Genomic DNA, 26,165 nt, shown 5'->3' on the forward strand with positions numbered 1-26,165 from the left:
CCGAGCCAGGCCCGCCGCAGCCCGAACGGCGTCCGCTCCTCGGCCGCCGCCGGGAACAACCGCCGCCCGAGGCACCGAAGCCCCGCCGCCGCAGGAGGCTGTCGCTCCGCATCGCCCGGGTGGTGGTCATCGCCTTCCTCGTCCAGGCGCTCCTGATGCTGTCCCTGCGCTGGATCGATCCGCCGACTACGGCGTTCATGGTCGCCAATCCCGGCGACGCCATCCAGCAGTCGGTGCCGGTCGAGCACGTCTCGCGCAACCTGCTCGCCGCCGTCATCGCTCACGAGGACGCCGAGCTCCCCTACCGCGACGGCGCCTTCGACTGGATCGACATGTTCAGCCGCGCGACCGAGCACCTGCGCGGCGGCGAGGACCCGTCCGGCTCCACCATCCCGCAGCAGGTGGCCAAGAACATCTTCCTGACCGCCGAGCCGAGCGCCCTACGCAAGGCGCTCGAGGCCGGCCTGTCCTCGGAGCTGGCGATGATGGTCGACGACCGCCGCATGCTCGAGCTCTACGTCAACTACGCGCAGTTCGGCCCCACGATCTACGGCGCCTGCGCGGCCAGCTGGTACTACTTCGACTCCCCGCCGTCCTCGCTCTCCGTCGGCGAGGCCGTGCAGCTGGTCGGCCTGCTGCCCTCCCCCGGCCACGTCCGGCGCGCACCCGGCGGCGGGCTCGACTTCCAGGTCGACGACGGCCTCGGCTGGCTGTCCCGCTCGCACGTGATCAACGCGCAGAACCGCGTGCCCCGGCACCTGGAGGAGAAGGGCTTCACCCCGGTCGAGGACGCCGGCGTCGAAGGGCTCGCTCAGGACCAGCCGGCGAGCGACGACGACTGCTCGGAGATGCCCGACGACGTCGCCGAGCTGATCGCCACCGAGGGGACCGCCTGATCCACACCGGGATGCTCGCTGCCTCCCGTCGCCGATTGACCCGTGTCGAGCTGGACGCCACGATGGCCGGATCCACCAGGTCGCCGACGGACCTGCGCCCGCCAGTCGATGACGACGAGGGAGACCATGAGCGACACGGAGACGATCCAGATTCCCCACCTCGGTGGCTCGACCATCGGCTACCGGTTCGGCAAGGCCTACGACGCGTCGCTCCCGACCCTGGTGATGGTCAACTCGTTCAGCACCTCCGTCGAGCTGTACCGGCCCCAGTTCGTCGACGAGAAGCTCTCCGCCACGGCCAACCTGCTCGCGCTCGAGCCGTACGGGCACGGCCGGACCCGCGCCACGTACGGGCAGTTCACCTACTGGGACTCGGCCATCGCGGGGCTGCAGGTGCTCGACGCGCTCGGCATCTCCGGGGCGTTCGTGCTGGGCACCTCGCAAGGTGGGTGGATCGCGGCCCGCATGGCCATGCTCGCTCCCGGCACCGTCAAGGGCATCATCCCGCTCGGCACCTCGATGGACTTCGAGAGCCAGCGCAGTCGCGATCTGGGGTGCTGGGACGGGGTCGAGTTCTGCACGCCCGCCATCGACGCGCTCGCCGCGTCTGTCAGCGACGACTGGGTCATCCCGGTCGAGCTCGTCGACGCCGTCCTCGCGGAGGGCTTCGGCGAGGACGTGCCGGCCGAGGACCGCGCGTTCTGGCACGAGACGCACCAGAAGAACTACACCGGCGACGACGGACGTGCGCGGCTCCGGATCAGCAGCATCAACCTCCGTGACCGTGACGGCCTGCACGGTCGGCTGGACAGCGTGCAGTGCCCGGTCCTGTGGATGCACGGCACCGCGGACCGGGTCTACTCGGTGGCCAACGCCCAGGACGAGATCACGCTCTTCGTCAACAGCGCCGGCGCCGAGCTCCGCGTCGTCGACGGCGGCCAGCACTTCCTGAGCGCCACCGACCCCGACGCCGTGAACGCCGCGACGGTCGAGTTCATCAACCGCTGGAAGTAGCGCTCGACGCGCCCGTCGCCACCTGCGGCGCAGGGGTCACTCCTCGCCGATGTCCTCGTTCCACAGGGCGGGCTCGCGGGCGATGAAGTCCTCCATCAGCTCGATGCACTCGGCGTCGTCCAGCACGACGACCTCGACTCCCCGCGAGCGGAGCAGCTCCTCCCCGCCCAGGAACGTGCGGTTCTCGCCGATGATCACCCGTGGGATCTTGTACAGCAGGATCGCGCCGGTGCACATGTCGCACGGCGACAGCGTGGTCACCATCGTGGCCCGCGCGTAGACCGACGCGGGGAGCCGGCCGGCGGCCTCGAGGCAGTCGGTCTCGCCGTGCTTGATGGCGCTGCCCTCCTGCACCCGCCGGTTGTGCCCGACGGCGATCACCGAGCCGTCGACGACGAGCGCGGCACCGATCGGCACCCCGCCCTCGTCGCGACCGCGGCGGGCCTCCGCGACGGCGGCGGCCAGCAGCTCGGCCGGGGACGGCCCGGGTGCGGAGGGAGCGGACGACGTCATGAGGGGTCTCCTGGAGAGGTAGGGGTCAGGCCCGGCGGTAGGGGGTCAGGTACGAGCCCGGGTAGCGCACCCCGCGGCCGCGGATCGCCAGGGCGGCGATGACCACGAGGTAGGGCAGTGCGATGAGCAGCTCGTTGGGGACCGAGCCGAAGGCGGACGTGATGGCCAACTGCAGCTGCAGCGCGTCGAAGAAGCCGAACAGCAGCGCACCCAGCACCACCGGCCACACCTTCCAGCGGCCGAAGATGACCAGGGCGATGCAGATCCAGCCGCGCCCGCTGACGATGTCGAGGGTGAAGGTGCCCAGCACCGAGAGGGTGAGGAACGACCCGCCCAGCGCCATCAGCGCCCCGCCGACGACCAGCGCCGTCCACCGGGTGCGGGCCACCGAGATGCCGGCGGTGTCCGCGGCCTCGGGGTTCTCGCCGACGGCGGTCAGCCGCAGGCCGGCCCCGGTCGACCGGAGCACCCACCACACCGCCGGCGCCAGCAGCAGGAATGCCACGAACGTCATCGGGTACTGGGCGAGGATCCCGCCGCCGGAGAACAGCCGGTCGAACTTCACCGTGACGGTCCGCTCGCCGCCGCCGAACAGCAGCCGGTTGGTGAAGTCGCAGGCGGCGACCAGCAGCAGCGTGGTGCCGATGCCGGCGACGTGCTGGTTCACCCCCAGCGTCACCGTCAGCAGCGCCATCAGCGCACCGGCCAGTGCGCCCGCGACGACGGCCGCAAGCGTCGCGATCGCCAGCGAGTCGGTGCGCGAGGCGACCAGGAAGCCGACGAAGGCACCGGCGTACAGCGTTCCCTCGATGCCGAGGTTGAGGACGCCGGTCCGCTCCCCCAGCAGCGCGCCGAGCCCGCCGAACACCAGGGGGGTGGCGATGGTCAGGGTCGCGGCGAGGACCGCGAGAATCGGGAAGTCCACGGGTCAGCCCCCTCCCGCTCGGAGGGGCTCGGCTGATCGGGGTGTTCGCCGGACCAGCCGGTAGTGGCGCACCGACAGCGCCGCCACCACCGTCAGCAGCAGCACCGAGGTCAGGACGCCGCCCATCTGGCTGGGCAGCTGCAGCCTGATCGAGGCGTTCTGCGCCCCGACCTGGACGTCACCCAGCAGCAGCGCGACGGCCAGCACGCCGAGCGCGGACAGCCCGCCCAGGGTGGCGACGACGACGCCGGTGTAGCCGTACCCGGCGGCCAGGCTGCCGGTCAGCTGGTGCTGCACGCCCATCACCTGCGAGGCGCCCCCCAGCCCGGCGAGCGCCCCGGAGACCAGCGCGCTGCGCCACTGCAGCAGCCCCACCGGGACGCCGGAGAACTCCGCCGCCGACGGCGACTGCCCGGCCGCGCGCAGCCGCACGCCCAGCGGCGTCGCGAGCAGGACGACGGCGATGACCGCGACCAGCACCAGCCCGAGCAGCAGCCCGGCGTGCACCCGGGTGCCGAACAGCGACGGCAGCTCGTAGCCCGACCCGAAGCGCTCGGAGTCGGGGAACCCGGTCTCGGGGTTCCGCCACGGCCCGTTCAGCAGCCCCTGGAGCAGCAGCACCGCCACGGGGTTGAGCAGCAGGGTGGTGACCACCTCGTCGATGCCGGCCCGCCGGCGCAGGAACGCGGGCAGGAACGCCCACGCCACGCCGCCCAGCGCGCCGGCGACCAGCCCCACCGGCAGCGCGGCGACCGTGGGCAGGTCCGGCAGGGAGAGGGCGACGGCGGTGGTCGCCATCGCGCCGGCGAGGAACTGCCCCTCGGCACCGATGTTGTAGTAGCCGACCCGGAAGGCGATGGCCACCGCCAGCCCCGTGAACAGCAGCGGGGTGGCCGCGAGCAGCACCTCGGCCAGGCCGTTGGGGGTGGTCAGCGGCGTGACGACGTACCGCTCGAACGCCGCCACCGGCGCAGACCCGGCCATCCGGATCGGCCCGGCGGTCAGCAGCAGCGTGAGCAGGACGGCGACGCCGACGGAGGCCGGGGCCAGCCAGCGGGGCTCGCGGGAGCGCAGCACGAACCTCATGCCGCGGGCTCCCGGGGGCCGCCGGTCATCAGGACGCCGAGCGCCTCGCGGGTCGCGTCGGCCGGGGCGACCTCGCCCACCAGTCGGCCACCGGAGAGGACGACGATCCGGTCGGCGATGCCGATCAGCTCGTCGAGGTCCTCCGACACCAGCAGCACGCCGCTGCCCGCCTCGCGCAGGGCGCGCAGCTGGGCGTAGACGTACTCGCAGGCGCCGACGTCCAGACCGCGGGTGGGCTGCGAGGCGACCAGCACGGTGGGGTCGCGCTCGATGGCGCGGGCGAGCAGGACCTTCTGCATGTTGCCGCCGGACAGCGACCGGATCGGGTCGGCAGGGGCGGCCCGGATGTCGAAGCGCTCGATCAGCGACTCCGCGTGCGCCCGGACACGTCGGCGGCTGAGGAAGGGGCCGGTGCGGAACCGGTCGAGGTCCTCCAGCACCAGGTTCTGCTCGACGCTCAACCCGAGGACGACGCTGCCCCGGCGGTCCTCGGTCAGCCGGCCCAGCCCGGCGCGCAGCCGGGCGGCCACGTCCAGCCGGGTGACGTCGCTGCCGCCGACGTGCACCGTGCCGGCGGTGGCCGGGGTGGTGCCGCAGAGCAGGGCGACCAGCTCGGTCTGGCCGTTGCCGGAGACGCCGGCCACGCCGACGATCTCGCCGGCGCGCACGGTCAGCGAGACGTCGTCCACCCGCGGGCGGGGGTCGCCGGCCAGCGTGAGTCCGTGGATCTCCAGGGCCGCGGGCCGGGACCGGTCGGCCACCGGGGCCGGCGCCGTCGGCTCGGGGCCGGAACCCTCGAGCCCCACGTCCAGGCCCACCGCGGTGGCCAGCGCCTCGTCCTCGACCTCGGCCGCCGCCGTGGCCCCCACCATGAGGGCCGCGATCGCCGCCGGGTCGAGCCCCTCGGCGGGCAGGTCGGCCACCAGCCTGCCCCGGCGCAGGATGCCGATCCGGTCGGCGAGGTCGACCACCTCGTGCAGCTTGTGGGAGATGAACACGACCGCCATGCCCTGCGCGGTGAGGCGGCGGATCGAGGCGAACAGCAGCTCCACGTCGGCCGGCACGAGCACCGCGGTGGGCTCGTCGAGCACCAGCACGCGGCAGTCGCCGAGCAGCGCCTTGAGGATCTCCACCCGCTGCCGCTCCCCCACCGACAGCCGCTCGACGACGGCGTCGGGGTCGACCGGGACGCCGAGCCGCTCGGAGGCCGCCAGCACGCGGGCCCGGGCGGCCTTGCGGTCGACCCGGCCCAGCGGCGAGCCGGCCAGCATCAGGTTCTCGGTGACCGTCATCGGCCCGACGAGGGTGAACTCCTGCGTCACCATGCCGACGCCGGCGGCCAGCGCGTCGGCCGGCGAGCTCACCGTCACCGGCTGCCCCGCGATGCGGATCTCACCGGCGTCGGCCCGGCTGAGCCCGTACAGGATGCGGGTCAGCGTGCTCTTGCCCGCGCCGTTCTCCCCGAGCAGCGCGAGCACCTCGCCGGCGTCGACGGACAGGTCGATCGCGTCGTTGGCCAGCAGCGACCCGAACCGCTTGGTGATCCCGCGCAGCTCGACCAGCGGGGCGCCCCGCGGCGGGGAGAGCTCCCCACCCCGGGCCGCGTCGGCCGGGGTCACCCCCCGACCGTGGTGGAGCCGGCCGGCTCCTCCTCGTTCACCGGGGTGGTGAAGCTGCCGTCCTCGATCTCGGCCTGCCGCTCCTCGACCATGGTGATCAGGTCGGCCGGGATCTCGAAGGCCGTTTCGGTGTTGATCGGGGCCAGCGAGCTGCCGCCGTTCTTCAGGAACGAGTACTCGGCCAGGTTCTGCGCCTCGTAGCTGCCGTCCTCGACCGCGGCGACGACCGCCTCGATGGTCGGCCGCATGTTCCAGACCAGCGACGACACCACGTACTCGGGGGCCTGGTCCTTCTGGTCGACCATCATCCCGAACACCGGCAGCTGGTTCTCCTCGGCCGCGGCGATCACGCCGTCGCGCTCGGCGAACAGCACGTCGGCGCCGCCGGCGATCGCCGCCTCGGCGGCCTGCTTCGCCGTCGCCGGGTCGAAGAAGGAGTTGATGAAGGAGACGGTGACCCTGGCGGCCGGATTGGTCTCCTGGGCACCCGCGGTGAAGGCGTTGACGATCCGGTTGACCTCGGGGATGGGCATCGCGCCGACCACGCCGATGGTGCCGGTCTTCGTCAGCCCGCCGGCCATCATCCCGGCGAGGTAGGCGGGGTCCTGCAGCCAGTTGTCGAACACGCTGAAGTTGGGCGCCTGCTCCTTGCCGCCGGAGCCGAAGACGAAGGCCGTGTCGGGGAACTCCTTCGCCACCTCGCGCACGGCGTCCTCGGCGGCGAAGGCGTCGCCCACGATGACGTCGGGGTTCTCGGTGGCGATGATGTCGCGCAGTGACCGCTCCATCTCGTCGGCGGTGGCCAGGTCGTCGACGTGCTCGTAGGTGATCGCGCCGTCCTCGGCGACGGCGGTCAGCGCGGCGTGGATGGCGCCGTCCCAGGGCTCCTCCAGGGGCGTCGCGAACGCGCCGAAGACCGAGATCGTGTCCTCGCCGGCGGACGACGACCCGCCGCCCTCCTCCTCGCCGGTGTTGCCACCGCAGGCCGCGAGCACGAGGGCCGACGCCGCCAGGCCGGCCACGAGCGCTGTCCTCCGGTGCCGTCGAGCGATGGGCTGCTGCGTGGTGGACATCGAGGACATGGCCTTCCCTCCCTCAGGCGACCCCGGCGGTCGGCTGTCAGCACGCTAGGGCCCGAGGGGCATCCGACCCAAGAGACGCGGCGTCATCACCAGCCGGTTAAGGCTGGACGTTCTGTACGGTGCGCCCGTGCCGTTCACGCTGAGCGACCTGCTGGCGCTGCCGTCGGTGCAGAGCGCCCGCCCGGAGCCGGCCGGGTCACGGGACGGCCTGGACGGCCGCGTCGTCCGCTGGGTGCACACCAGCGAGATCCACGACATCGCGCCGCTGCTCAAGGGCGGCGAGGCACTGCTCACCACCGGGCTCGGCCTGGTCGCCCTGCCCGCCGAGGGGCACCGGGCCTACGCCGCCGCGCTTGCCCGGGTGGGGGTGGCCGCGCTGCTGCTGGAGCTCGGGCGCAGCTTCCCCACCGCGCCGCCGGCGCTGCTCGACGAGGCCGCGCGAGTCGGCCTGCCGGTGATCCTGCTGCACGGCGTGGTGCCCTTCATCGAGGTGACCGAGGAGGCCCACGCCGCGATCCTCGCCCAGGAGGTCACCGCGCTGCGGGAGGTCGCCGAGCAGCGCACCCGGCTGCTGCAGGCCATGGCCGAGAGCCCCGGCGTCGTCGGTCTGGTCGGTGCGTGCTCCCGGCTGGCCGGGCAGCCGGCCAGCCTCGTGACCGCCGACGGCGAGCTCGTGGCCGGGTCGTCGGTCCCGGAGAGCGGCCAGGACGACGGGGAGGACAAGGGCGTCGACGTCGTCGTCGGCGGGCGGGTCTGGGGCCGGCTCACGCTGCACGGGCCGACCGGCCGGCGCGCGCGGGCCACCCTGGAGGCCGCCGGTCCGCTCGTCGCGCTGGAGGTGCAGCGCTCGCCGGCGGGTACCAGCAGCCGACGGCTGTCCGCCGCGCAGCTGCTCTCCGACCTGGTCAGCGGCCGGTACCCCTCGACCCGCGATCTCGCCTCGCGGGCGCTGGGCGTCGGGTTCGCCGTCCGCCCGGGGCACTCCGTCGTCGGCTGCGTCGTCCGGCCACGGTCGTCGCGCTCGACGCTGCCCGGGTGGCTGCAGACGGTGCAGGAGACCTCGTCCCGCCACCTCGGCGCCACGATGGTGGCCGAGCAGGACGGACACGTGCTCGTCGGCGCCGCCGTCCCGGCGGCGGCGGCGCGCCGCCAGCTGGCGGCCATGACCGCCGACCTGAACGGCCGGCTGGGCGCGGTGGGCGGCGTGCTGGTGTGCGCCGGGCCGCTGGTCGACGACGTCCCCGCCCTGGCCGGGTCGCTGCAGTCGGCGCTGGACACCGCCGACCTCGCCGTCCGCATGGCGACGGCGTCGGACCTGGTGCTGTCCGAGGACGTCGCGCTGTACCAGCTGCTCCGCACCATGGTCGACGACGCGGCGCTGGAGCAGTTCACCACCGGGCAGCTGGGCCCGCTGCTGCAGCACGACGCCCGGACCGGCGCCGGCCTGGTGATGACGCTCGACACGCTGTTCGTCGCGGGCATGAGCAAGAGCCGCGCGGCGGACATGCTCGGCGTGCGGCGGCAGACCCTCTACGGCCGGGTCGAGCGCATCTGCCAGCTGCTGGGCGGGGTCGACCTGGAGCAGCGCGAGACGCGCACCGCGCTCGACCTCGCCCTGCTGTGCTGGCGGCTGCGGCTCAACGGAGGCCGCGCCGCGACCTCTCCGCGCTGACGCGACCTGGCGGGAGTGGCGGTCAGACGCCGAGGTGCGCCAGCGCCTGCAGCAGCAGCGTGCTCTGCCCGTTCTCGAACTCGGCGAGCACGGCCGGGTCGCGGGCCTCGAGCGGCGAGAACCAGGTCAGCTCGAGCGCGTCCTGCTGCGGCGCGCAGTCCCCTTCGACCGGCACGACGTAGGCCAGCGACACCGCGTGCTGCCGCGGATCGTGGAACGGCGTCACGCCTGGGGTCGGGAAGTACTCGGCGACGGTGAAGGGCTGCGGCGCCGGCGGGATCCGCGGCAGCGCGAGCGGACCGAGGTCCTTCTCCATGTGCCGCAGCAGGGCCGCCCGCACGCGCTCGTGGTACAGCACCCGCCCCGACACGAGGGCGCGCTTGATCTGCCCGTCGCCGCCCGCCCGCAGCAGCAGGCCGACCTTGGTGACGGTGCCGTGGTCGTCCACCCGCACGGGCACCACGTCGACGTAGAGGATCGGCAGCCGCTCACGGGCGGCGTCCATCTCCTCGGGTGCGAGCCAGCCAGCGTCGGTCGCCGTCGTCACGTCGGTCATGCGAACTGTCTAATGCATGCCCGTCCGGCGACCGGATCCCGGGCGGGCGCTACCCCTGCGGCGGCGTCGAGTCGGAGTTCCAGATGTCGAGGTTCAGGCGCCACGCGCCGTCGGGCTGCCTGCGGTGGACGACGACGTACTTGCCGGTGTCGACGACGTCGGCGCCCACGCGCATCTCGTACACCCCCTCCTCGACCGCGACGTCGTCGCGCTCCTCGAGCGAGACCGTCTCGAGCGCGCCTCCGGTGATCCCCATCCCGAGGGCTTCCTGCCAGAACTGCTCGATCTCGCCGCCGGTGACCACCGGCGCGCCCGGCGGCATCACCCGGGCGTCCGGTGCGTAGACCGACGCGATCATGGCGGCGTCGCCCGTCTCCATCCCCTTCATGAACGTGGCGTTCAGGGCGTCGATGTCGCTGCGGCTCATGGCTTCCCCTCATCCGTGGGACGCCAGCGTCCCGACGGCGGCGCAGCCCGGTCAATGCGTGCTCCCGTCCCGACGCGCCGGTTGGCGGGCGGCCGACGTTCCGCGCTCCCCCGGTCACCGGGCGCAGCGCGGACCCCGCCCACGTCGGTCGACGGCCTCGGGATTGGATGGCCGGGTGGCCGACGCCCGGGTGCGACCCCGCATCTCCACTCCGCTGCTGGCCGTGGTGCTCTGCCTGGTCTGGAGCTCGGCGTTCATCTTCGTCAAGCTGGCCCTGCGCGACGCCCCGGCCGAGGTCTTCGCCGCCCAGCGGGCCCTTGCCGCGGCTCCCGTCCTGCTCGCGGCACTGCTGATCCGGGACGCGGCCGGGCTCGGCCGAGCGCTCCGCCGGCCCCGCGTGCACGTGGTCGGCCTGGTGCTCGGCGCGACGCTCGTCGCCGGCTTCCTGATGCTCTCCACGGTGGGGCTGGAGTTCTCGGGCATCGGTTTCGGCGTCGTGCTCATCTACGCGCAGCCGCTGCTCGTGGCCGGGATCGCCCGCGTGACGCTGAACGAGCGGCTGAGTGCGCGTCAGGTCGTCGGGCTCTTCGTCGGCTGGGCGGGCATCGCGCTCGCCGTCCTGGGTGAGCTGTCGGGCGCGGACCCCGGTCCGCGCGTGTGGCAGGCCGCCCTGCTCTTCCTGGGCTCGGCCGTGTGCTTCGCCGTCGGCACGGTGGTGGTCAAGGCGGTCACCTCGGGGCCCCGCGCGGTGCCCCTGCCGCCGGCGCTGCTGCTCGCGTTCGTCTACGGCTCGGTGCCCTTGGCCGTCTTCGCGACGACCGCCGACGAACCGGTGCGGTGGACCGGGTCGCTGGTCGTGTCGGTCCTCTACGCCGGGGTGGTCTCGCTGGCCATCGGCTACCTGCTGCAGTTCGCGCTGCTGGAGCGGGGTGACGCCGGCGTGGTGAGCAGCTACATCTTCGCCGTGCCCATCCTCGCCGCCGTCTACGGCGTGCTGATCTTCGGCGAGCGGCTCTCCGTCGGGCTGGTGGTCGGCGCCGTCGCCGTGGCGGCCGCGATCCTGCTCGTCACCGTGCCGGCCCGTCCGCGCGTACTCGAGGAGACGCCCTGACGGCGGCCCGGCGACACCGCATCAGCTCCCGGGACTGCGGCAGCCCCAACCGGAGCAGATCCGAGACGACATTCGACTTGATGGACAGTGTCGCTGTGACGACACTGTCTGTATGGCGCTCGTGACGACCCAGCAGGCCGCCGACCGGCTCGGCGTATCGGTCCGGCACGTCCAGCGACTGGTCGCCGGTGGAGACGTGGTTGCGATCGGCCCCGACCGGATCGACGCCGAGTCCGTCGCCCAGTGGATGGCCCAGCGGGAGGGCAGCCGGTTGCGCGCATGGGAGGAGCCGACGGCCTGGGCCGCGATCGCACTGCTGGAAGGCGAAGCGGCGACGTGGCTGGGCCAGGCGCAACGGTCCCGCCTGAAGACCGCCATTGCCGGAACCAGCGCGGTCGAGCTCACCGCGCGGAGCCGCAATAGGGCCGGGATCCACCGCTTCCACGCGCATCCGTCGGCCGTGGGCCGCCTGGCCCGGGACATCGTCGAGTCCGGCGCCACCCGGGGCGTCGGCGGGCTGACGGCAGCGATGGACCGGCTCGACGGATATGTCGCCGCGTCCGCACTACCGCGTCTGGTGCAGCGCTACCGCCTGAGCGCCGACCCGGCCGGCAACGTCACCCTGCGGACGACGGACATGCCGGTGGACGTGGTCGCCGAGGTCGCGCGCGGCCGCCGGCACGTGCTCGCGGGCCTCGACCTCGCCGGCTCGACCGATCCCCGTGAGCGCTCGGCCGGCCAGCGCATCCTCGACCGTGCCGTGCGGGCACTGCGTGGCTGAGGTCCTCCGGCCACCGACGCCGGCCGGTGGCTGAGGCCGCCCGTGGCCGGACGTCGCGGAGCTCGCCGCAGCCGTACCGGTGGCCGCATGGACGTTGATCGGCGGACTGATGGTGCAGCTCCACGGCGTCGCCGCGGGTCTCCCGGTGGTACGACCCACCAACGACGTCGACGTCCTGCTGCACGTCGAGACCGGGCGAGGGCGCGCCGCGCAGGTGGCCCGTGGTCTGGAGGAACTGGGATACGAGCTGGCTCCGAGCATCGATCCCCGCACCGGCACGGCGCACCGGTTCGTCCGCGGTCAGGCCGTCGTCGACCTCGTGGGCTCCGGCGTCGAACCCTCCGTCGTCGACGTGGTCGCGGCCGACCACGCGCCGCCCAGCACACTCGAGCGGTTCCGGGGATACGACCTCGTGCAGGTCGCGGGCGGGACCCAGGCGCTCCGGCGGACGGTTCGTGCGGAACTGGGGATCACCGGATCGGCACCGACCACGGTCAGCGTGCCGGACGCCTTCGGTGCGCTGATCCTCAAAGCGGCAGCGCACAGGGCCGACGCCCGCGACCGCGACCGCCACCTGACCGACGCCGCCGTCCTGCTGGCCTGCGTCGACCCGTTCGAGGAGCGGGCCCCATCCGGGAGCGACCGGTCGCGCCTGCTGCACCTGCGCCGACACCTCGCGGATCCGACCGCGCCGGCGTGGCTGCCGCTCCCCGAGGACGCCCGCCGGAACGGTCAGGCAGCCCTCGACCTGCTGTGCGCCTGATCCCTACGGTTGCCGGCATGCGCGACGAGCTGGACTTCGACGACGTCGAGCGGGTCGAAGCCTCCGCCCGGACGCCGAAGGCCCCACCGGCGGGCGGCGGCACAGCTGGTGGAGTGGGCGCAGGAACGGAACCCGGCCGACGACGTGACCCCCGGCGACCTGCTGTCGGCGGCGGGCTGGCATCTCGATCAGGCGGGTGACACCGAGGCGGCGCTCGCGCTGCACCGCCGGGCGCTCGACGCCGAAGGGACGACGACGCCGGACGCCCGGTGCACGCTGCACGCGGCGCTGCTCCAGGCGGGTCGGCCGGACGAGGCGCGGCAGGTCGCCGACGACCTCCGCCACTCACGACCGCGACTGGTCGACATCGCCGCGATGGCCGAGAACTTCGACCTCGCCGGCGACCTCGAGCAGGCGCTGCGCTGGGTCGCCATGGCCGTGAACAGGCTCGAGCTGGACGTCGAGGAGGACGACGACTCCGCAGTCATCATCTCGCTGAACGTCCGGCGGCTGGTGCGGCACGAGCTCGGCTTCCCGCCCGACGAGCTGGACGAGACGGGCCCCTGACACCACCGCCCGGCCTCAGACGGGTTCCGGCACCCGCTCCTGCGGCCGGCGGCGGACGCTCCGCACGGTCCGGACGGCGGCGTTGCGCGCCAGCTCCCGGATCGGGCCGGTGTCCCACATCTGCCGCGACGGTTCCGAGGGAGCCGGTGGGGCGGCGGCTTCGGCCTTCGGCGCGGTGAGATTGAGGATCGCCGCCCGGCGCCGCGCCAGCAGCGCTTCCTTCTGCCGGTCGATCCGCTCCCGCTCGGCCATCACCAGCAGCTCTTCCTTCGCCCGCGCCACCGTCTTCCGCGACTCCTGGGCGAGCTCCTCGATCTCCACGTCGCCGGTGTCGCGCAACGCCGCGAGCCGGTCGTAGGCGGTCGGCGGGCTGAAGTTCAGCAGCAGCTTCATGAGCACCGGCAGGATCTCCACGCTCATGAACAGCAGCGAGAGCATGAACTGCGCCGCCGCCAGGGTGCCGTTCCGGTCGCCGAGCCGGTCCAGCGCCTCCAGCCGCATCAGCAGGCCGCCGGAGACCTCGTTCGACGCGTCGAACGACGCCTGCAGCCGGTCCTGCTCCTCGGTCAGCCGGGTCAGCTCGGCCCGGTCGGTGTCCAGCGACGAGGCGGCCAGGGAGGCGCTGCGCCCCTCGGCCGCCGACGCCGCAGCGACGGCGTCGTCGAGGGCCGCGCGCGCCGAGACCACGACCGCCGCCTGCGCGTCGGCCGCGGCCCGGGCCTCCACGTAGGCCTGGCCCGTCCCGGCGTCGCCGGTGCCGCACGACCCGTCGAGCTCGCACTGCGCCTTCGCCTCGAGCGCCCGCGCGGTACCGATCTCCGCGTCCAGCGCGGCCTGGCGAGCCGTCACCTCGGCGCGCACCACGGCGAGGCCGTCGTCCGCACGGCCGCCGCTGGCCACCACCGCCTCGGACAGGGCGATCCGCTCCTCCAGCTCCGGGAGGTGCGCGAACCGCGCGTCGTCCGACAGCGAGGCCCGATAGGCGTCGGCCGACTCGGACTGCATCGTCACGATCTCGGTGTCGATCTCCTTCGAGAACACCTGCATCGTCAGCGGCGTCGCGATGACCACGCCGAGGATCAGGGCGAGCCCCACCCGGGGGACGGCGAGGACCAGGTTCCGCTTGAGCGAGGAGTCGTGGGCCATCCCGACCAGCAGCATCCGGTCGAGGTTGACGACGACGAAGCCCCAGCCCAGGCCGATCAGCACCGCGAACGGCCACCACACACCGAGGGCCATGTGCACCGCGAACGCCATGGAGACCAGGGCGAGCCCACCCGTGCTGAGCAGCACACCGCCCAGCGCCACGAACTTGGCGCGGGCACCCGGCGCCGCCACCAGCACGTCGGGTCGCGCGCCGGCCAGCACGGCCAGGCCGTTGCCGATCCGCCCTCGTCGGAACTTCAATGCGGTGCACCCCCTGGCGACGGGGTCGCGGTGACCGTCGCCTTCCCTGGTCTTATCGGCACCCTTCCCGGCATCACGGGACGCTTCCGGCCGTGACCGATCTCGCGTCGGCCGTTCCGGGGTGAGCCGGGCGGGACGGCCGGGCGGCCCCGGCGTGGGAGGATCCAGTCAGCTGACCGACGGCGACGCACCCCTGGCGAGGGTTCGCCGTCCTCCCCGAACGGCCTCGACGACACCGAGGCACGACTGGGCCGGCCGGTGCTCGTGCACGGACCCACCGAACGAACGGGAACTTCATGGCTCTGATCGCTTGTCCCAAGTGCAACAGCGAGGACATCAACGGCACGCCCCAGGCGGACAGCCGGCTGCTGATCCACTGCAACGACTGCGGCACCGAGTGGCTGCGCGGCGAGGCCCGCCGCGACCCGGGCCGCCCGGCGGTGCAGACGATCGACTCGCTGCACGCCGAGTTCCCGACCGCCGCCGCCGTCCGCCACGAGATCCGTGAGCGGGTGGCGATCCTGGAGTCCGAGTTCCTGCTCAACCGCCCCGAGCCCGACCCGGAGGTCGCGGACTACCGGAAGCGCTACCAGGAGCTGTTCAGCCGCGAGAACCTGTCGACGGCGCCGGCCGACGACCTGCTGCACTTCGCCAACTCGGCCACGATCGCCTCCCCCGGCAACATGTCCGGGCTCAACCGCGCGTGGAAGACCCAGGGCCAGGACAAGGCGGCGCACAAGGTCCGCGAGTCGATCGAGTACCTGCTCTACGGCCCCGAGAGCCTGCGCCTGGAGGACCGGCTGACCCAGCTGATCGAGGGCAAGAAGGGGCTCGGCTTCCCCTCGTTCAACAAGGAGCCGCTGCTGACCAAGGTGCTCTGCGTCGTCGAGCCCGACCGGTGGCTGCCGATTCTCAAGTACTCCGCCCCGGCGGACGGCAAGAAGGAGATCGCCAAGCTGGTCTTCGACCTGGACCTGCCCCCGGCCGCGAAGACGTCGTGGACGATCGGGCGCCTGGCCACCTGGAGCAACGACCTGCTCCGCTCGCTGGTCGGCAACGACATCCCCAACCTGCAGCTGGCGACGCAGTTCCTGCTCTGGGCCAAGAACCAGCCGCCGACGTCCCGCACCTGACCCGGGGTCAGCGAGGGGTGGTCGGCACCCAGCCGGAGGCGATCCTCGCGTAGACGGCCTGCAGCGCGGCCAGCGGCGACATGCCCTGCTCGAACTGCAGCCGGTGCACCTCCGCCTGGACGGCGTCCCACCGGTCCGGGGGTGCCGCCTCGCGCAGCTTGGTGCGCGTCCCGGCCAGCTCGGCGGTCACGCCGAACGGCTGGACGGGTCGCCGAGGGGACGGCACTGCGCCCACGGCCTCGACCTCCATGGCGCGCACTGTAGTCACTCCACTACTGAAAGCGATAGGTGTTTCGCGCGCATATCGCTCGGCGGGGTAGCTGCGACGATGGCCGCACCGAATCGGGAGGGGGAGCCGGTGGACGACGACCAGCTCATCCTGCCGAGCGCCGGCCCCGAACCGCTTCCCCTCGACACCGCGGTGGCCGCCATCCTGGGGTACGCCCTGGGACGGCGACCGCTGTACTTCCGGGCACCCAACGCGCACACCGGCCGGTGGGTCGAGATCCCCGCCTTCGGCTACGAGCGGTTCGACCGCCGCCCCGGTTCTCCCGAGCCTCTCGGCGAGCCGGACATCCTCCCCGCCGAGGGGCTGCACGGCCGCCTGGATCCGGACTCGTGGGCGGCGACGCGGGCGGCTCTGGACGACGTCGCTCCCCTCGCGGAGGCCGCCACCGACCGCGCCGCCGGCCGTCCGTTTGCCGAGCTCCCGGACGACGAGTTCTCCGTGCTGGCCGAACCCGGAACGGTCGGCGCCGGCCTCCGCCGCATCTGGGAGCGCTGCTCCGACACACCGGCCGTCTCGGCCCAGCACGTCAACGCGGCCCTGCACCACCGCCGTCCCTCGCTGTTCCCGCTGCTGAGCCGCGGCACCCGGCGACAGCTCCTTCCGCACGTGCAGGAGGGCGACAGCGGTGTGGAGGCGGTGATCCGCCGGGAGGTCCGGGCGAACGAGGCGGTGCTCGGGCTCCTGCAGGAGCGTGCCGCCGAGCTGCTGGACGGCGATCCCCCGCTGACCGTCCTGCGGCTGCACGACATCCTGCTGTGGCTCAGCGGCGGCCTGCGGTTGACCCACGCCGTCGCGCTCGGCCGGCGCAGCGCCGAGTGGTGGACCTACCGGGAGGCCCACCCCGGGTCGCGGCCGGTCTGACCCAGCAGCCGGTCGAACACCGGGGAGTCCTCCGGCACCGGCACGACGGGTCCGTAGATGCCGTCGCGCGCCTCGGGGGCCTCCTTCTCGAAGTCGGAGACGAACCCGAGGCATCGCTGCGCGGCGCCCGCATCGGGACGGTAAGGCTGGCCGGTGGCGACGGCGAGGTCCCAGCCGTGCACCAGCACCTCGTTCAGGGCGACGATGCCCATCACCGGTGCCGGCATCTCCACTCCGCCGGCCTCCGCCGTCCCCTCCGACGCCGACGGCTGCGCCCACGCCGCGACCTGAGCGTCCAGCTGCTGCGGCAGCCGCTCCCGCCAGTCGGCCGGCAGCTGGGCGGCGTCGGCGCTCGGAGCGCCCTGCATCGGGGTCTTCTCCGCGGCCATCCGGAACGCCAGGGTCAGGCCGACGAGGTGGTCGAGCAGACCGGCGACCGAGGTTCCGGCGCACGGCGTCGGACCGTCGAGCTGGTCGTCTCGGACGCCGGCGACCACGTGGGCGACCTCGGCAGCGGCTGGGGCCAGCTCAGGAGTCTTGGTCTGCATGTGTCTTGAGACTGCGGGCGGACGGGGAAGTCATCGGGTTGCCGACAATGACCCAGGGCGTCAACCTGCGAGCGTGAGCGACCCCTTCGGCCTGCACCGCTTCGTCACGGCGCAGGACGGCGACGGCACCTACGACCAGGCGCTGCGCGAACTGCAGGCCGGCCGCAAGCACAGCCACTGGATGTGGTTCGTCTTCCCGCAGGTGGAGGGCCTGGGCAGCAGCCCGATGGCCCAGCACTACGCGATCTCCGGCCTCGCGGAGGCCCGGGCCTACCTGGCGCATCCGGTGCTGGGCCACCGGCTCGTCGAGTGCGCCCGTGCGCTGACCGCTCTGGAGGGGACGGACGCCGTCCGCGTGTTCGGCCCGGTGGACGCCCAGAAGCTGCAGTCGTCCATGACCCTGTTCGCGCAGGCGGCACCCGACCAGCCGGTCTTCCGTGCGGTGCTCGACCAGTACTTCGACGGCGTCCTCGACGAGGGGACGACGAGCCGTCTCTGACGGCCCGTCGCCGGGACGGATTCCCGGGATTCTCGGGACATCTGTACCTGTCGGGCGGGACGCGCCTCTTCCTAGCGTGAGCCGTCCGCTTCCGCCGAGCCCCCGAGGTGCCTCCATGACCGCCGCGGTCCTCCCCCGCTCCGCCAAGACACTCATCCCGATGCCCCGGATGTCGACGGAGAAGCTGCCCCGCCGGACCGCCGCGGTCGGCTACCAGGAGGTCCTGCACCGGACCGTCCGCCGCGAGTTCCGGCTGCTCGCGGAGCTCGCGAGCTGGGCCCCGGCGGACGACGCCCAGCGCACCGCCGAGCTCACCCGGCACGCCGACCTGATCGGCCGCGTCCTGATCCAGCACCACGCCGCCGAGCGCGAGCACCTCTGGCCGGCGCTCTTCGCCTCCGTGCCCGCCTGGGAACAGGACGCCGTCCGCGTGGTCGTCGCCGACTGGACGACCCGGGCCGCGCTGCTGGACCACGGCCTCCGCGACCTGTCCACGGTCGGGCGTCAGTGGGCCGTGGCCACGACGCTCCCCGCCCGGGATGCCTTCGTCCGCGCCTGCGCCCGCGTCGCCGCCGCCGTCGACGCGCACACCGCCGCGGAGGAGAGGGAGCTGCTGCCGCTGCTCGCCCGGTACCTGCCGGACGGCGAGTGGACGGCGGTCCGCCGCGCGGCCGTCAGCACGCTGTCGGGCCGCGAGCAGATGCTGGTGCTGGGCCTCGCCCTCGAGGACGCCTGCGCGCTCGACCGGGCCCGCCTGCTCGCCGGTCTCTCCCCCGCCGCCCGCACCGCCTGGCGCGTCGTCGGCCGCCGCAATTTCCGCACCGCCGTCGTCCGGCTGCGGGGGGCGCCGCCGGCCGCCTGAGGTCCGTTATCTTCCGCCGGTGAGCGAGGGCCCCGCGGAGTTCGCCGAGCTGCTCCGCCGGTTCCGGGAGCGCGGTGCCCTCAGCCAGGAGGAGCTGGCGACCCGCGCGGGCCTCACGGGGAAGGCGGTCGGCGCCCTCGAGCGGGGTGAACGGCGGCGTCCCTATCCGCACACGGTGCGGGCGCTGGCCGACGCCCTCGGTCTGGACGACGGCGAGCGCGACGCCCTCACCGCCGCCGCACGGGCCGGCGACTCCCGCACCGCCGTCCCCACTGCGCGGATCCCGGCTCCCGCCACGCCGCTGATCGGGCGCGAAGCCGAGCGGGCCGAGGTCGTGGAGCTGCTGCGGTCGGGCGCCACCCGGCTGCTGACGCTCACGGGACCCGGCGGCGTGGGCAAGACCAGCCTGGCCCTCGACGTGGCCCGCGCCCTGGCGGCCGACTTCCCCGACGGCGTGGCCCTCGCCGAGCTGGCGCCGGTCTCCGAGGCGAGGCTGGTGCTGCCCACGGTGGCCCGGGCCCTCGGCGCGACGCAGCTCGCTCCGCCACTCGTCGACTCGCTCCCCTCGTTCCTCGGCAGCCGCCGGCAGCTGCTCGTGCTGGACAACGTGGAGCACGTGCTCGACGCGGCGGCCGACCTGGCCGGGCTGCTCGCCCGCTGCCCCGGGCTGGTCGTGCTGGCCACCAGCCGGGCGGCGCTTCGGGTGCGCGGGGAGCGCGACCGGCCGCTGGAGCCCCTGTCGCTGCCGGCTGGGTCCGATCCCGCGGCCGTCGCGTCCTCCGCCGCGGCGCAGGTCTTCCTGGACCGGGCCCGGGACGCCGGCCGTTCCGTCGCCCTGACCTCCGCGACCGCCGCCGACGTCGCCGCGATCTGCCGCCGGCTCGACGGGCTGCCCCTGGCCCTCGAGCTGGCCGCCGCGCACGCGCGGTTCCTGTCCCCTGCGGCACTGCTCGGCCGGCTCGACTCCGCGATCAGCTCCCCGCTGAGCCGCGACCTCCCCGCCCGCCAGCGCACGGTGCGGGCGACCCTCGACTGGAGCCACGAGCTGCTGACCGCGGACGAGCAGCGCCTGTTGCGCCGGCTGTCGGTCTTCGCCGGCGGCTTCTCCCTGGACGCCGCGCAGCAGGTGGCCGGCGAGGGCGCCGACGTCGTTCCGGCGCTGTCCGCCCTGGTCGAGCAGTCGCTGGTCATCCCCGAGGACGGCGACCGGTACCGGATGCTCGAGCCGGTCCGGCAGTACGCGGCGTCCCGGCTCGAGGAGGCGGGCGAGGCCACGGCGCTCGCCGACCGTGCCGCCGACTTCTTCGCCGCTCTCGCCGCGGCGGCCCGGGACGGGCTGCGGACTGCCGACCAGGCGGAGTGGCTGGCGCGCCTGGACCGCGACCACGACAACCTGAGCGCCGCGCTGCGCCGGCTGATCGAGCGCGGCGACGCGGGGACGGCGGCCCGGCTCGGCGCGGACACCTGGCTGTACTGGGCACTGCGGGCCCACGCCGTCGAGGGCCTCGGCTGGATGTCGCGCGTCCACGCCGACGCCCTCGCCGACCGGGCCGCGCTGCACCTGACCGTGGCGGGGCTGCGGTTCGCGTCGGGCGACGTCCCCGGCACGCTGACCTCCGCGACGGCCGCCGCCGACGCCGCCCGGCCGATCGGGGACGACGACGTGCTCGCCCAGGCGCTCGTGCTGTCGGCCTCGGCCGCGGCGTTCCTGGGCGACCTCGCCACGGCGGAAGCCGGGCTGGCTGAGGTCGCCGCGCTGTCCGGTACGGGCTGGGTGCGCGCCCACGCGGCCCTGGCCCGCAGCCAGCTGCTCTTCCAGGCCGGGGATCCCGCCGCGGCGATCGCCGCCCTCACCGAGGCCGAGACGCTGGCCCGGGAGCTGGGGGGCCCGTTCACCCTCGCGACGGTCCTCAACGTGCAGGCCAGCTTCGCCCTCCTCACCGACGACGAGGAGACCGCGCTCGACCAGTGGACCGAGGCCGCTGCGCTGGCCGCCGACGTCGGCACCACCTGGACGCTGGTCTACACGGTGCCGGGGCTCGCGGTGGTGGCCGCCCGGCGGGGGCAGCACGAGCTCGCGGCGGAGCTGTTCGCGGCCGGGTCGGCCACCGCGGAGGCGGGGTCGGTGGCGGTGACCTTCCCGCCCGACCTGGAGTTCGCGCGGCAGTGGCTGGCCGCCGTCCGCACCGAGCTGGGGAACGACGCGTTCCGGCGAGCCTGGGAACGCGGGCGCGGGTTGCGCCCGGACGACGTCCCCCGGCTCGCCGGCACGATCAGCGGCCCTCGCGCACGCGCCTGATGTAGCGCTCGTACCGGCGGGCGAACACCGTCCGCAGCAGGAAGCGCACCGGGGCCGGGACGACCCCGAGCATCTCGGCACGCTCCTCGGGGGTGGCCTCCTCGAACACCGCGCCGAACAGGATCGGGAGGTCCTTCATCCGCATCTCCTTCTGGCCGTGCTCGCCGAGCTGGTTCCACTCGGCCTGCGTGATGTGGCGGGCGGCAAGCGGCAGGATCTCCCGCTCCTCGTCGTCGAGGTGCTCGAGCAGGGCGGTGCGCAGCTCGTCGAAACCGGCGCCCACCTCCTCGGTGACGGCGGGGCGGGCCTCGGCCTCCCAGCGGGTCAGCGCGGGGCCGAGCTTCTGGATCGCGGCGTCGACCCGCTCGTGCTGGGCCTCCATGCGGTGGACGAGGGCGGCGTCGGGCGTGCACCGCTCCAGCAGCTTCGGCCAGAGCAGGACGTCCTCGCCGGTGTGGTGCAGGTGCAGCCCGGTGAGGACCATCCGGGCGTGCCCGGCGAGGACGGCCGCGCGGGCGGTGTCGCCGGCGGGGACGGCGCGGACGAGCTCGGGGATCAGCCGGAACTCGCGGCGGAAGGCGCGGTGCACGACCACCATGTCGTGCACGTCGGTGAGCGGGGTGTTTGCGGTCTGGGTCATGGCTCGACCCTGTCGGCGGCCGCCGTCCCGCTACACCCACAGCAGACCCACGCCACCCCCACAGTCGCCCCGCGCGGCGCGATTTCCTGCAATCGAGCACGCTGGGGCCGTGAGCGAGGACAACAGCGGATCCGGCTACGTCGAGCGCGAGTACAAGCGCGACTCCAACTACATCCCCGACCGGATCACGGCGGACGGAGCGGACGGCTGGCCGGTGGAGCCGGACAGGTACCGCCTCGTCGCCGCCCGGGCCTGCCCGTGGGCGAACCGGGCGGTCATCGTCCGCCGCCTTCTGGGCCTGGAGCCGGCCATCTCGATGGGCATGTGCGGGCCGACCCACGACGAGCGCAGCTGGACCTTCGACCTCGACCCCGGCGGCCGCGACCCGGTGCTCGGGTACGAGCGGCTGCAGGAGGCCTTCCTCGCCCGCTTCCCCGACTACGACCGCGGCATCACGGTGCCGGCGATGGTCGACGTCCCCTCGCGCCAGGTGGTCACCAACGACTTCGCGCAGCTCACCCTCGACCTCTCGACCGAGTGGACGGCGCACCACCGCGACGGCGCCCCGGACCTGTACCCGGAGAAGCTGCGGGACGAGATGGACGACGTCATGCAGCGCGTCTACACCGAGGTCAACAACGGGGTCTACCGGTGCGGGTTCGCCGGCTCGCAGGACGCCTACGACAAGGCGTACGGCCGGCTGTTCACCACGCTCGACTGGCTCGAGGACCGCCTCGCCGACCAGCGGTACCTGATGGGCGAGACGATCACCGAGGCCGACGTCCGGCTGTTCACCACGCTGGCCCGCTTCGACGCCGTCTACCACGGCCACTTCAAGTGCAACCGGCAGAAGCTGACCGAGTTCCCCGCGCTGTGGGCCTACGCGCGCGACCTGTTCCAGACACCGGGATTCGGCGACACGATCGACTTCCCGCAGATCAAGGAGCACTACTACGTCGTCCACACCGACATCAATCCGACGCAGGTGATCCCGGGCGGCCCGGACACCTCGAACTGGCTGACGCCCCACGGCCGGGAGTCGCTCGGCGGCTCACCGTTCGGCGACGGCACGCCGCCCGGGCCGGTCTTCCCCGACGAGGAGGTCCCGGCCGAGCACGGTCCGGGTGGCATACCGCACCGCTGAGGCCTGTGGACGACGGATTCGCCGTCGCTCCGAATTTGCCACGGTGGGCGGCATGACGAAGCCGTCGCTTGCCGAGGTCCCCATCCGCTCCGCCGCCGAGCTCACCGACCGGTGGGCCACGGTGCTCGATCCGCCGATCTTCGGCGCGCGCAGCCTCTGGCTCATGTGGCTGGGGACCGACGGCCTGGTCCTGCCGATCATCGTCCCGGTCGACGACCTGCCGCCGCTCCCCGACCAGGCCCTGGCGGCCGGACTGCTGCAGGTGCACGCCGGCGTGGTCGCCGACCACCTGGGCGGCGAGGGTCACCTGGCGCTCGCGCTGTGCCGCCCGGGGCGGCCCCAGGCGAGTTCCGACGACGAGCGATGGGCCGCCGGGCTGCGCGCCGCGTTCGACGACGGCCTGGACGGGACATGGAGCCTGCATCTGGCCGCAGGCGGCCGCGTGTCCCAGCTCGTCGCCCCACCCATCCGCATCTGGGCTCGCGGCTGAGTTCACCCGTTGCGGCGAACGGGGCCGGGATGTCCACAGTTCCGGTAAGGCCACGCCTCGGACCTGCGTACTCTCCGACGGTGCGTGATCTTCGGAGGGGCGGCCAGGTTCGGGGCGTGGTCGCCGGGCTCGTCCTGGGGACGGCGTTGCTGAGCGGCTGCTCAGAGGCGACGGAGGCCAACGACACGCTGCCCTCGGCGAGCCCGGCCCCCACCACCGAGGCGTTGCCGCCGATCGGACCGGCCGACTTCCCCGTCCCCAACGAAGCTCGCACCAAGGACGCCGCCAGCGCCGAGGCCTTTCTCCGCTACTGGATCGACCTGATTAACCGTCAACGTTCGCTGTTGGCCGGTCAGCCCCTGCGCGACCTCGGTCCGGAGTGTCGTGACTGCTTGCGTATCGCCAACAATTACGACGAAGCGGCGGCCGCCGGCCGCCACTTCGAGGGCGGCGAACTATCACTCAACGATGTCACAGAGCCCCAATTCAGCGGTGATGAAGTGTCAATCACCTTCGGAATCCGACGAGAAGCCGTCGTGTTGATGGATGCGGCCGGCGCACCCGTGGACGACGGGCTACCGATGCAGCCGAATTTGGGTTCCGGAATTACGCTCGCCTGGTCGGAGCCGGACAAGTCTTGGCTGGTGCTGAGCATGACGCTCGGATGACGAGGGCCCTGCGCCGACTCCTCATCGCGGCGACTTTCCTGAGTGCGCTGCTCGTCGCCTCACCCGCGGCCGCTTGCGGTTATGACACCGAGTGCCGAGTGGAGCTCGAAGATAGCGCGGCGACAGTGGGCTTTGAGGGGGCGGGCGTCTCCGAGGTCGTGGGCGTCGGCGGTCCCGAATACTTCCAATACGCGTATCGACTGCTCGACCCTTGTCTTGCAGCCGCCGAGACCAGGGGCTATTGCTCCCCTACCGACGTTCGGGAATGCCCTGAGCAGCCCGACCGTGTGATGGGCTACTTCGTCGTTGACCGTCGTCCGATCGTTCCGAGCCAGGGTCCCGCCGTCGAGCCAGTCCCGAACGGCTTCGGGCCAGGCGATCCGATTGGCGACTGGAGCTACTTCCGCGAGGGATGCTTCGACATCACGCCGCTCAACCCACCGCCCTCCCCGGGCGAGGTGTTCAGCTACTTCGAGCGGCTGCCGCTGCCGACCCTGACGACGCAGCACCAGCCACCGGGGAACGGGCTCTCCGGACTGCCGGTCATCTTCTACACCGACTCCCCGACGACGCAGACGTTCACCGTCGACGTGCGCGGCTTCACTGTCGTCATCGAGGCGAGGGCCACGCAGTACACCTGGCACACCGGCGACCCCGCGAGCCCGGCCGTCGTCAGCACCGACCCGGGCCGGCCCTACCCGAACGAGACCGTCGAGCACGACTACCGCTCGGGCACGTACACCGCCTCCCTGACCGTGACCTGGGGCGCGACGTTCAGCATCAACGGCAGCGCGCCGCAGAACGTCCCGGGCACCACCACCACCGACGGCCCGCCGGTCACGTTCGACGTCCTCCAGGCCCGCCCGGTTCTCACCGACCCGTACAACTGACCGACCGTCCGGGCGATCGACGATCTCCAGTCCCGTAACGCGAGCGGTCCCCGCCCACGACCGCAGCGCCCCGGTAGGGCGCTGAGACCTCGTCGTTGCGACGCGCCGACCGCCAGCGGATGCCTCGGACCGTGCGACTCCCGAACCCCTCGCGTCGAGGTATGCCGCGGCTTACGTTCGGGGCACCGCCGACCTGAGGAGAACCCGTGGACCGCCTGCGCTTCGGCATCTTCCTGGCCCCGTTCCACCCGGCCGGGGAGAACCCGACCACGGCCCTGCAGCGCGACCTCGACCTGGTCGCCCACCTGGACCGGCTGGACTACGACGAGGCCTGGATCGGCGAGCACCACTCGGCCGGCACCGAGATCATCGCCTCGCCGGAGATCTTCATCGCGGCCGCCGCCCAGCACACCCGGCGGATCAAGCTGGGCACCGGAGTGACCTCGATCGCATACCACAACCCGCTCTGGGTGGCCGAGCGCATGGTGCTCCTCGACCACCTCACCCGCGGCCGGGCCATGCTGGGCTGCGGCCCGGGGTCCTTGCCGACCGACTCGATGATGCTCGGTCTCAACCCCACCGATACGCGGGAACTGCTCGAGGTCAACCTCGACATCATCATGCGGCTCCTGCGCGGCGAGACGGTGACACAGCAGACCAAGACCCACAACCTGGTGAACGCCAGGCTGCACCTGCGGCCCTACACCCAGCCGTGTTTCGACGTCGCGGTGGCTGCCGTGGCGTCCCCGACGGGACCGCGGATGGCCGGCCGGCACGGCATCGGGCTGCTGTCGATCGGCGCCACCCTCACCAAGGACGGCTTCGACGCGCTGGCGCACCACTGGGGCGTGGTCGAGGAGCAGGCGCAGACCCACCACCAGACCATCTCGCGCGCGGCCTGGCGACTGGTCGGGCTCATGCACATCGCCGAGACCCGAGACCAGGCCTATCGCGACGTCGAGCACGGCATAGAGACGTGGTTCCGCTACTTCCAGAAGACCGCCGCGTTTCCCCAGATGGCGGTCGAGGGCGGCGACGTCAAGGAGATGATCGACTTCATCAACGACGCCGGCGTCGGCGCGATCGGCACCGTCGAGGACGCCCGGGCCCAGGTCCAGCGGCTGTGGGACCAGTCCCATGGCGGCTTCGGCGCCATGCTCCTGCTCGCACACGAGTGGGCCAACCCGCAGGCGACCAGGCGCTCCTACGAGCTCATCGCCCAGCACGTCATGCCGCACTTCCAAGGCGGTCAGACCACGCATGCCCAGGCCAGCCTCCAGGCGAAGGAGCACGCCATGGGCAAGCGGGAGGACTACGCCGCCCAGCAGATGCAGGCGGTCGCCACCATGACCGAGCGCTACCAGCAGGAGCTCGCTGCGAAGAAGGGCTAGGTCCGTCGGGGGGCACCCGCTCTTCCGGATGC

General features: G+C 73.2%; 28 protein-coding genes. 17 read left to right on the forward strand and 11 right to left on the reverse strand.

Annotation, left to right across the window (positions count from 1 at the left end; translation table 11 throughout):
* Positions 1–119: 119 nt before the first annotated feature.
* Both E4P39_RS13010 and E4P39_RS13015 read left to right on the forward strand, forming a co-directional pair.
* Complete coding sequence (locus E4P39_RS13010; RefSeq protein ID WP_245159804.1) at positions 120–896, forward strand: transglycosylase domain-containing protein; 777 nt, start codon at positions 120–122, stop codon at positions 894–896.
* 126 nt (positions 897–1,022) lie between these two features.
* Positions 1,023–1,910, forward strand: coding sequence for an alpha/beta hydrolase (locus E4P39_RS13015; RefSeq protein ID WP_135137002.1), 888 nt, complete (start codon positions 1,023–1,025; stop codon positions 1,908–1,910).
* Between the two features lie 36 nt (positions 1,911–1,946).
* Here the strand turns inward: E4P39_RS13015 and E4P39_RS13020 are convergent, their stop codons facing one another.
* The 5 genes from E4P39_RS13020 to E4P39_RS13040 are packed head-to-tail and all read right to left on the reverse strand — an operon-like array spanning position 1,947 to position 7,135.
* The gene (locus tag E4P39_RS13020; RefSeq protein ID WP_135137003.1) at positions 1,947–2,423 is read right to left on the reverse strand and encodes a nucleoside deaminase; all 477 of its coding nucleotides are present in this window, start codon (positions 2,421–2,423) and stop codon (positions 1,947–1,949) included.
* 25 nt (positions 2,424–2,448) lie between these two features.
* Positions 2,449–3,348 (reverse strand): ABC transporter permease, encoded by a 900-nt coding sequence (locus tag E4P39_RS13025; RefSeq protein ID WP_135137004.1) that lies wholly within the window; start codon positions 3,346–3,348, stop codon positions 2,449–2,451.
* A 3-nt stretch (positions 3,349–3,351) separates the two neighbouring features.
* Positions 3,352–4,434 (reverse strand): ABC transporter permease, encoded by a 1,083-nt coding sequence (locus tag E4P39_RS13030; RefSeq protein ID WP_135137005.1) that lies wholly within the window; start codon positions 4,432–4,434, stop codon positions 3,352–3,354.
* Positions 4,431–6,053 (reverse strand): ABC transporter ATP-binding protein, encoded by a 1,623-nt coding sequence (locus E4P39_RS13035; RefSeq protein ID WP_135137006.1) that lies wholly within the window; start codon positions 6,051–6,053, stop codon positions 4,431–4,433. Before E4P39_RS13035 ends, E4P39_RS13030 begins: the two co-directional genes overlap by 4 nt.
* A complete protein-coding gene (locus E4P39_RS13040; RefSeq protein ID WP_135137007.1) occupies positions 6,050–7,135 on the reverse strand; it encodes a BMP family protein in 1,086 nt (361 codons plus the stop codon). The genes E4P39_RS13035 and E4P39_RS13040 overlap by 4 nt, the downstream gene beginning before the upstream one ends.
* A 127-nt stretch (positions 7,136–7,262) precedes the next feature.
* Between E4P39_RS13040 and E4P39_RS13045 the strand changes: the two genes are divergently transcribed.
* Positions 7,263–8,807 carry a PucR family transcriptional regulator gene (locus E4P39_RS13045; RefSeq protein WP_135137008.1) on the forward strand — a complete coding sequence of 515 codons (1,545 nt, stop codon included), beginning with the start codon at positions 7,263–7,265 and terminating at the stop codon, positions 8,805–8,807.
* Between the two features lie 22 nt (positions 8,808–8,829).
* Here E4P39_RS13045 and E4P39_RS13050 read toward each other — a convergent pair whose 3' ends face one another.
* Both E4P39_RS13050 and E4P39_RS13055 read right to left on the reverse strand, forming a co-directional pair.
* Complete coding sequence (locus tag E4P39_RS13050; RefSeq protein ID WP_135137009.1) at positions 8,830–9,363, reverse strand: NUDIX hydrolase family protein; 534 nt, start codon at positions 9,361–9,363, stop codon at positions 8,830–8,832.
* A gap of 49 nt (positions 9,364–9,412) precedes the next feature.
* Positions 9,413–9,790, reverse strand: coding sequence for a DUF4440 domain-containing protein (locus tag E4P39_RS13055; RefSeq protein WP_135137010.1), 378 nt, complete (start codon positions 9,788–9,790; stop codon positions 9,413–9,415).
* A gap of 175 nt (positions 9,791–9,965) precedes the next feature.
* Here E4P39_RS13055 and E4P39_RS13060 point away from each other — a divergent pair, with 175 nt between their 5' ends.
* The 4 genes from E4P39_RS13060 (at position 9,966) to E4P39_RS13075 (ending at position 13,012) form a co-directional block, all read left to right on the forward strand.
* The gene (locus E4P39_RS13060) at positions 9,966–10,901 is read left to right on the forward strand and encodes an EamA family transporter (RefSeq protein ID WP_167761837.1); all 936 of its coding nucleotides are present in this window, start codon (positions 9,966–9,968) and stop codon (positions 10,899–10,901) included.
* A gap of 112 nt (positions 10,902–11,013) precedes the next feature.
* Positions 11,014–11,682, forward strand: coding sequence for a type IV toxin-antitoxin system AbiEi family antitoxin (locus E4P39_RS13065; protein WP_135137012.1), 669 nt, complete (start codon positions 11,014–11,016; stop codon positions 11,680–11,682).
* 79 nt (positions 11,683–11,761) lie between these two features.
* Complete coding sequence (locus E4P39_RS13070; protein ID WP_209306519.1) at positions 11,762–12,445, forward strand: hypothetical protein; 684 nt, start codon at positions 11,762–11,764, stop codon at positions 12,443–12,445.
* A 108-nt stretch (positions 12,446–12,553) separates the two neighbouring features.
* On the forward strand, positions 12,554–13,012 hold the full coding sequence (locus E4P39_RS13075; protein ID WP_167761839.1) for a tetratricopeptide repeat protein: 459 nt from the start codon (positions 12,554–12,556) through the stop codon (positions 13,010–13,012).
* Between the two features lie 15 nt (positions 13,013–13,027).
* Here E4P39_RS13075 and E4P39_RS13080 read toward each other — a convergent pair whose 3' ends face one another.
* A complete protein-coding gene (locus E4P39_RS13080; RefSeq protein ID WP_135137014.1) occupies positions 13,028–14,419 on the reverse strand; it encodes a DUF4407 domain-containing protein in 1,392 nt (463 codons plus the stop codon).
* A gap of 296 nt (positions 14,420–14,715) precedes the next feature.
* Here E4P39_RS13080 and E4P39_RS13085 point away from each other — a divergent pair, with 296 nt between their 5' ends.
* Positions 14,716–15,552 (forward strand): hypothetical protein, encoded by an 837-nt coding sequence (locus E4P39_RS13085; protein WP_135137015.1) that lies wholly within the window; start codon positions 14,716–14,718, stop codon positions 15,550–15,552.
* Positions 15,553–15,559: 7 nt separating this feature from the next.
* On the opposite strand, the gene E4P39_RS13090 is transcribed toward E4P39_RS13085, so the two are convergent.
* The gene (locus E4P39_RS13090) at positions 15,560–15,802 is read right to left on the reverse strand and encodes a hypothetical protein (protein ID WP_135137016.1); all 243 of its coding nucleotides are present in this window, start codon (positions 15,800–15,802) and stop codon (positions 15,560–15,562) included.
* A gap of 78 nt (positions 15,803–15,880) precedes the next feature.
* On the opposite strand from E4P39_RS13090, the gene E4P39_RS13095 reads away from it, so the two are divergent.
* A complete protein-coding gene (locus tag E4P39_RS13095; protein ID WP_135137017.1) occupies positions 15,881–16,702 on the forward strand; it encodes a DUF6308 family protein in 822 nt (273 codons plus the stop codon).
* On the opposite strand, the gene E4P39_RS13100 is transcribed toward E4P39_RS13095, so the two are convergent.
* A complete protein-coding gene (locus tag E4P39_RS13100; RefSeq protein WP_135137018.1) occupies positions 16,666–17,250 on the reverse strand; it encodes a TIGR03086 family metal-binding protein in 585 nt (194 codons plus the stop codon). The two genes, E4P39_RS13095 and E4P39_RS13100, sit on opposite strands and share 37 nt — an antisense overlap.
* 73 nt (positions 17,251–17,323) lie before the next feature.
* Between E4P39_RS13100 and E4P39_RS13105 the strand changes: the two genes are divergently transcribed.
* From E4P39_RS13105 to E4P39_RS13115, 3 genes are all read left to right on the forward strand, one after another.
* On the forward strand, positions 17,324–17,749 hold the full coding sequence (locus E4P39_RS13105) for a DUF1810 domain-containing protein (protein ID WP_135137019.1): 426 nt from the start codon (positions 17,324–17,326) through the stop codon (positions 17,747–17,749).
* Between the two features lie 115 nt (positions 17,750–17,864).
* Positions 17,865–18,611, forward strand: a complete 747-nt coding sequence (locus E4P39_RS13110; RefSeq protein WP_135137020.1) for a hemerythrin domain-containing protein — start codon at positions 17,865–17,867, stop codon at positions 18,609–18,611.
* 19 nt (positions 18,612–18,630) lie between these two features.
* On the forward strand, positions 18,631–20,910 hold the full coding sequence (locus E4P39_RS13115) for a helix-turn-helix domain-containing protein (RefSeq protein WP_167761840.1): 2,280 nt from the start codon (positions 18,631–18,633) through the stop codon (positions 20,908–20,910).
* Here the strand turns inward: E4P39_RS13115 and E4P39_RS13120 are convergent.
* Entirely contained in the window at positions 20,885–21,550 is a 666-nt protein-coding gene (locus E4P39_RS13120; protein WP_135137022.1) for a hemerythrin domain-containing protein, read from the reverse strand. The two genes, E4P39_RS13115 and E4P39_RS13120, sit on opposite strands and share 26 nt — an antisense overlap.
* A 109-nt stretch (positions 21,551–21,659) precedes the next feature.
* Between E4P39_RS13120 and E4P39_RS13125 the strand changes: the two genes are divergently transcribed.
* From E4P39_RS13125 to E4P39_RS13145, 5 genes are all read left to right on the forward strand, one after another.
* Positions 21,660–22,694 carry a glutathione S-transferase C-terminal domain-containing protein gene (locus E4P39_RS13125; RefSeq protein WP_209306520.1) on the forward strand — a complete coding sequence of 345 codons (1,035 nt, stop codon included), beginning with the start codon at positions 21,660–21,662 and terminating at the stop codon, positions 22,692–22,694.
* 52 nt (positions 22,695–22,746) lie between these two features.
* Positions 22,747–23,184 carry a hypothetical protein gene (locus tag E4P39_RS13130; RefSeq protein WP_135137024.1) on the forward strand — a complete coding sequence of 146 codons (438 nt, stop codon included), beginning with the start codon at positions 22,747–22,749 and terminating at the stop codon, positions 23,182–23,184.
* Between the two features lie 116 nt (positions 23,185–23,300).
* Positions 23,301–23,852 carry a hypothetical protein gene (locus E4P39_RS13135; RefSeq protein WP_135137025.1) on the forward strand — a complete coding sequence of 184 codons (552 nt, stop codon included), beginning with the start codon at positions 23,301–23,303 and terminating at the stop codon, positions 23,850–23,852.
* Entirely contained in the window at positions 23,849–24,742 is an 894-nt protein-coding gene (locus E4P39_RS13140; protein ID WP_135137026.1) for a hypothetical protein, read from the forward strand. The genes E4P39_RS13135 and E4P39_RS13140 overlap by 4 nt, the downstream gene beginning before the upstream one ends.
* A 206-nt stretch (positions 24,743–24,948) precedes the next feature.
* Entirely contained in the window at positions 24,949–26,133 is a 1,185-nt protein-coding gene (locus tag E4P39_RS13145; protein ID WP_135137027.1) for an LLM class flavin-dependent oxidoreductase, read from the forward strand.
* Positions 26,134–26,165 lie beyond the last annotated feature (32 nt).

This window comes from Blastococcus sp. CT_GayMR19 (genome assembly GCF_004570385.1).
Taxonomy (GTDB): domain Bacteria; phylum Actinomycetota; class Actinomycetes; order Mycobacteriales; family Geodermatophilaceae; genus Blastococcus_B.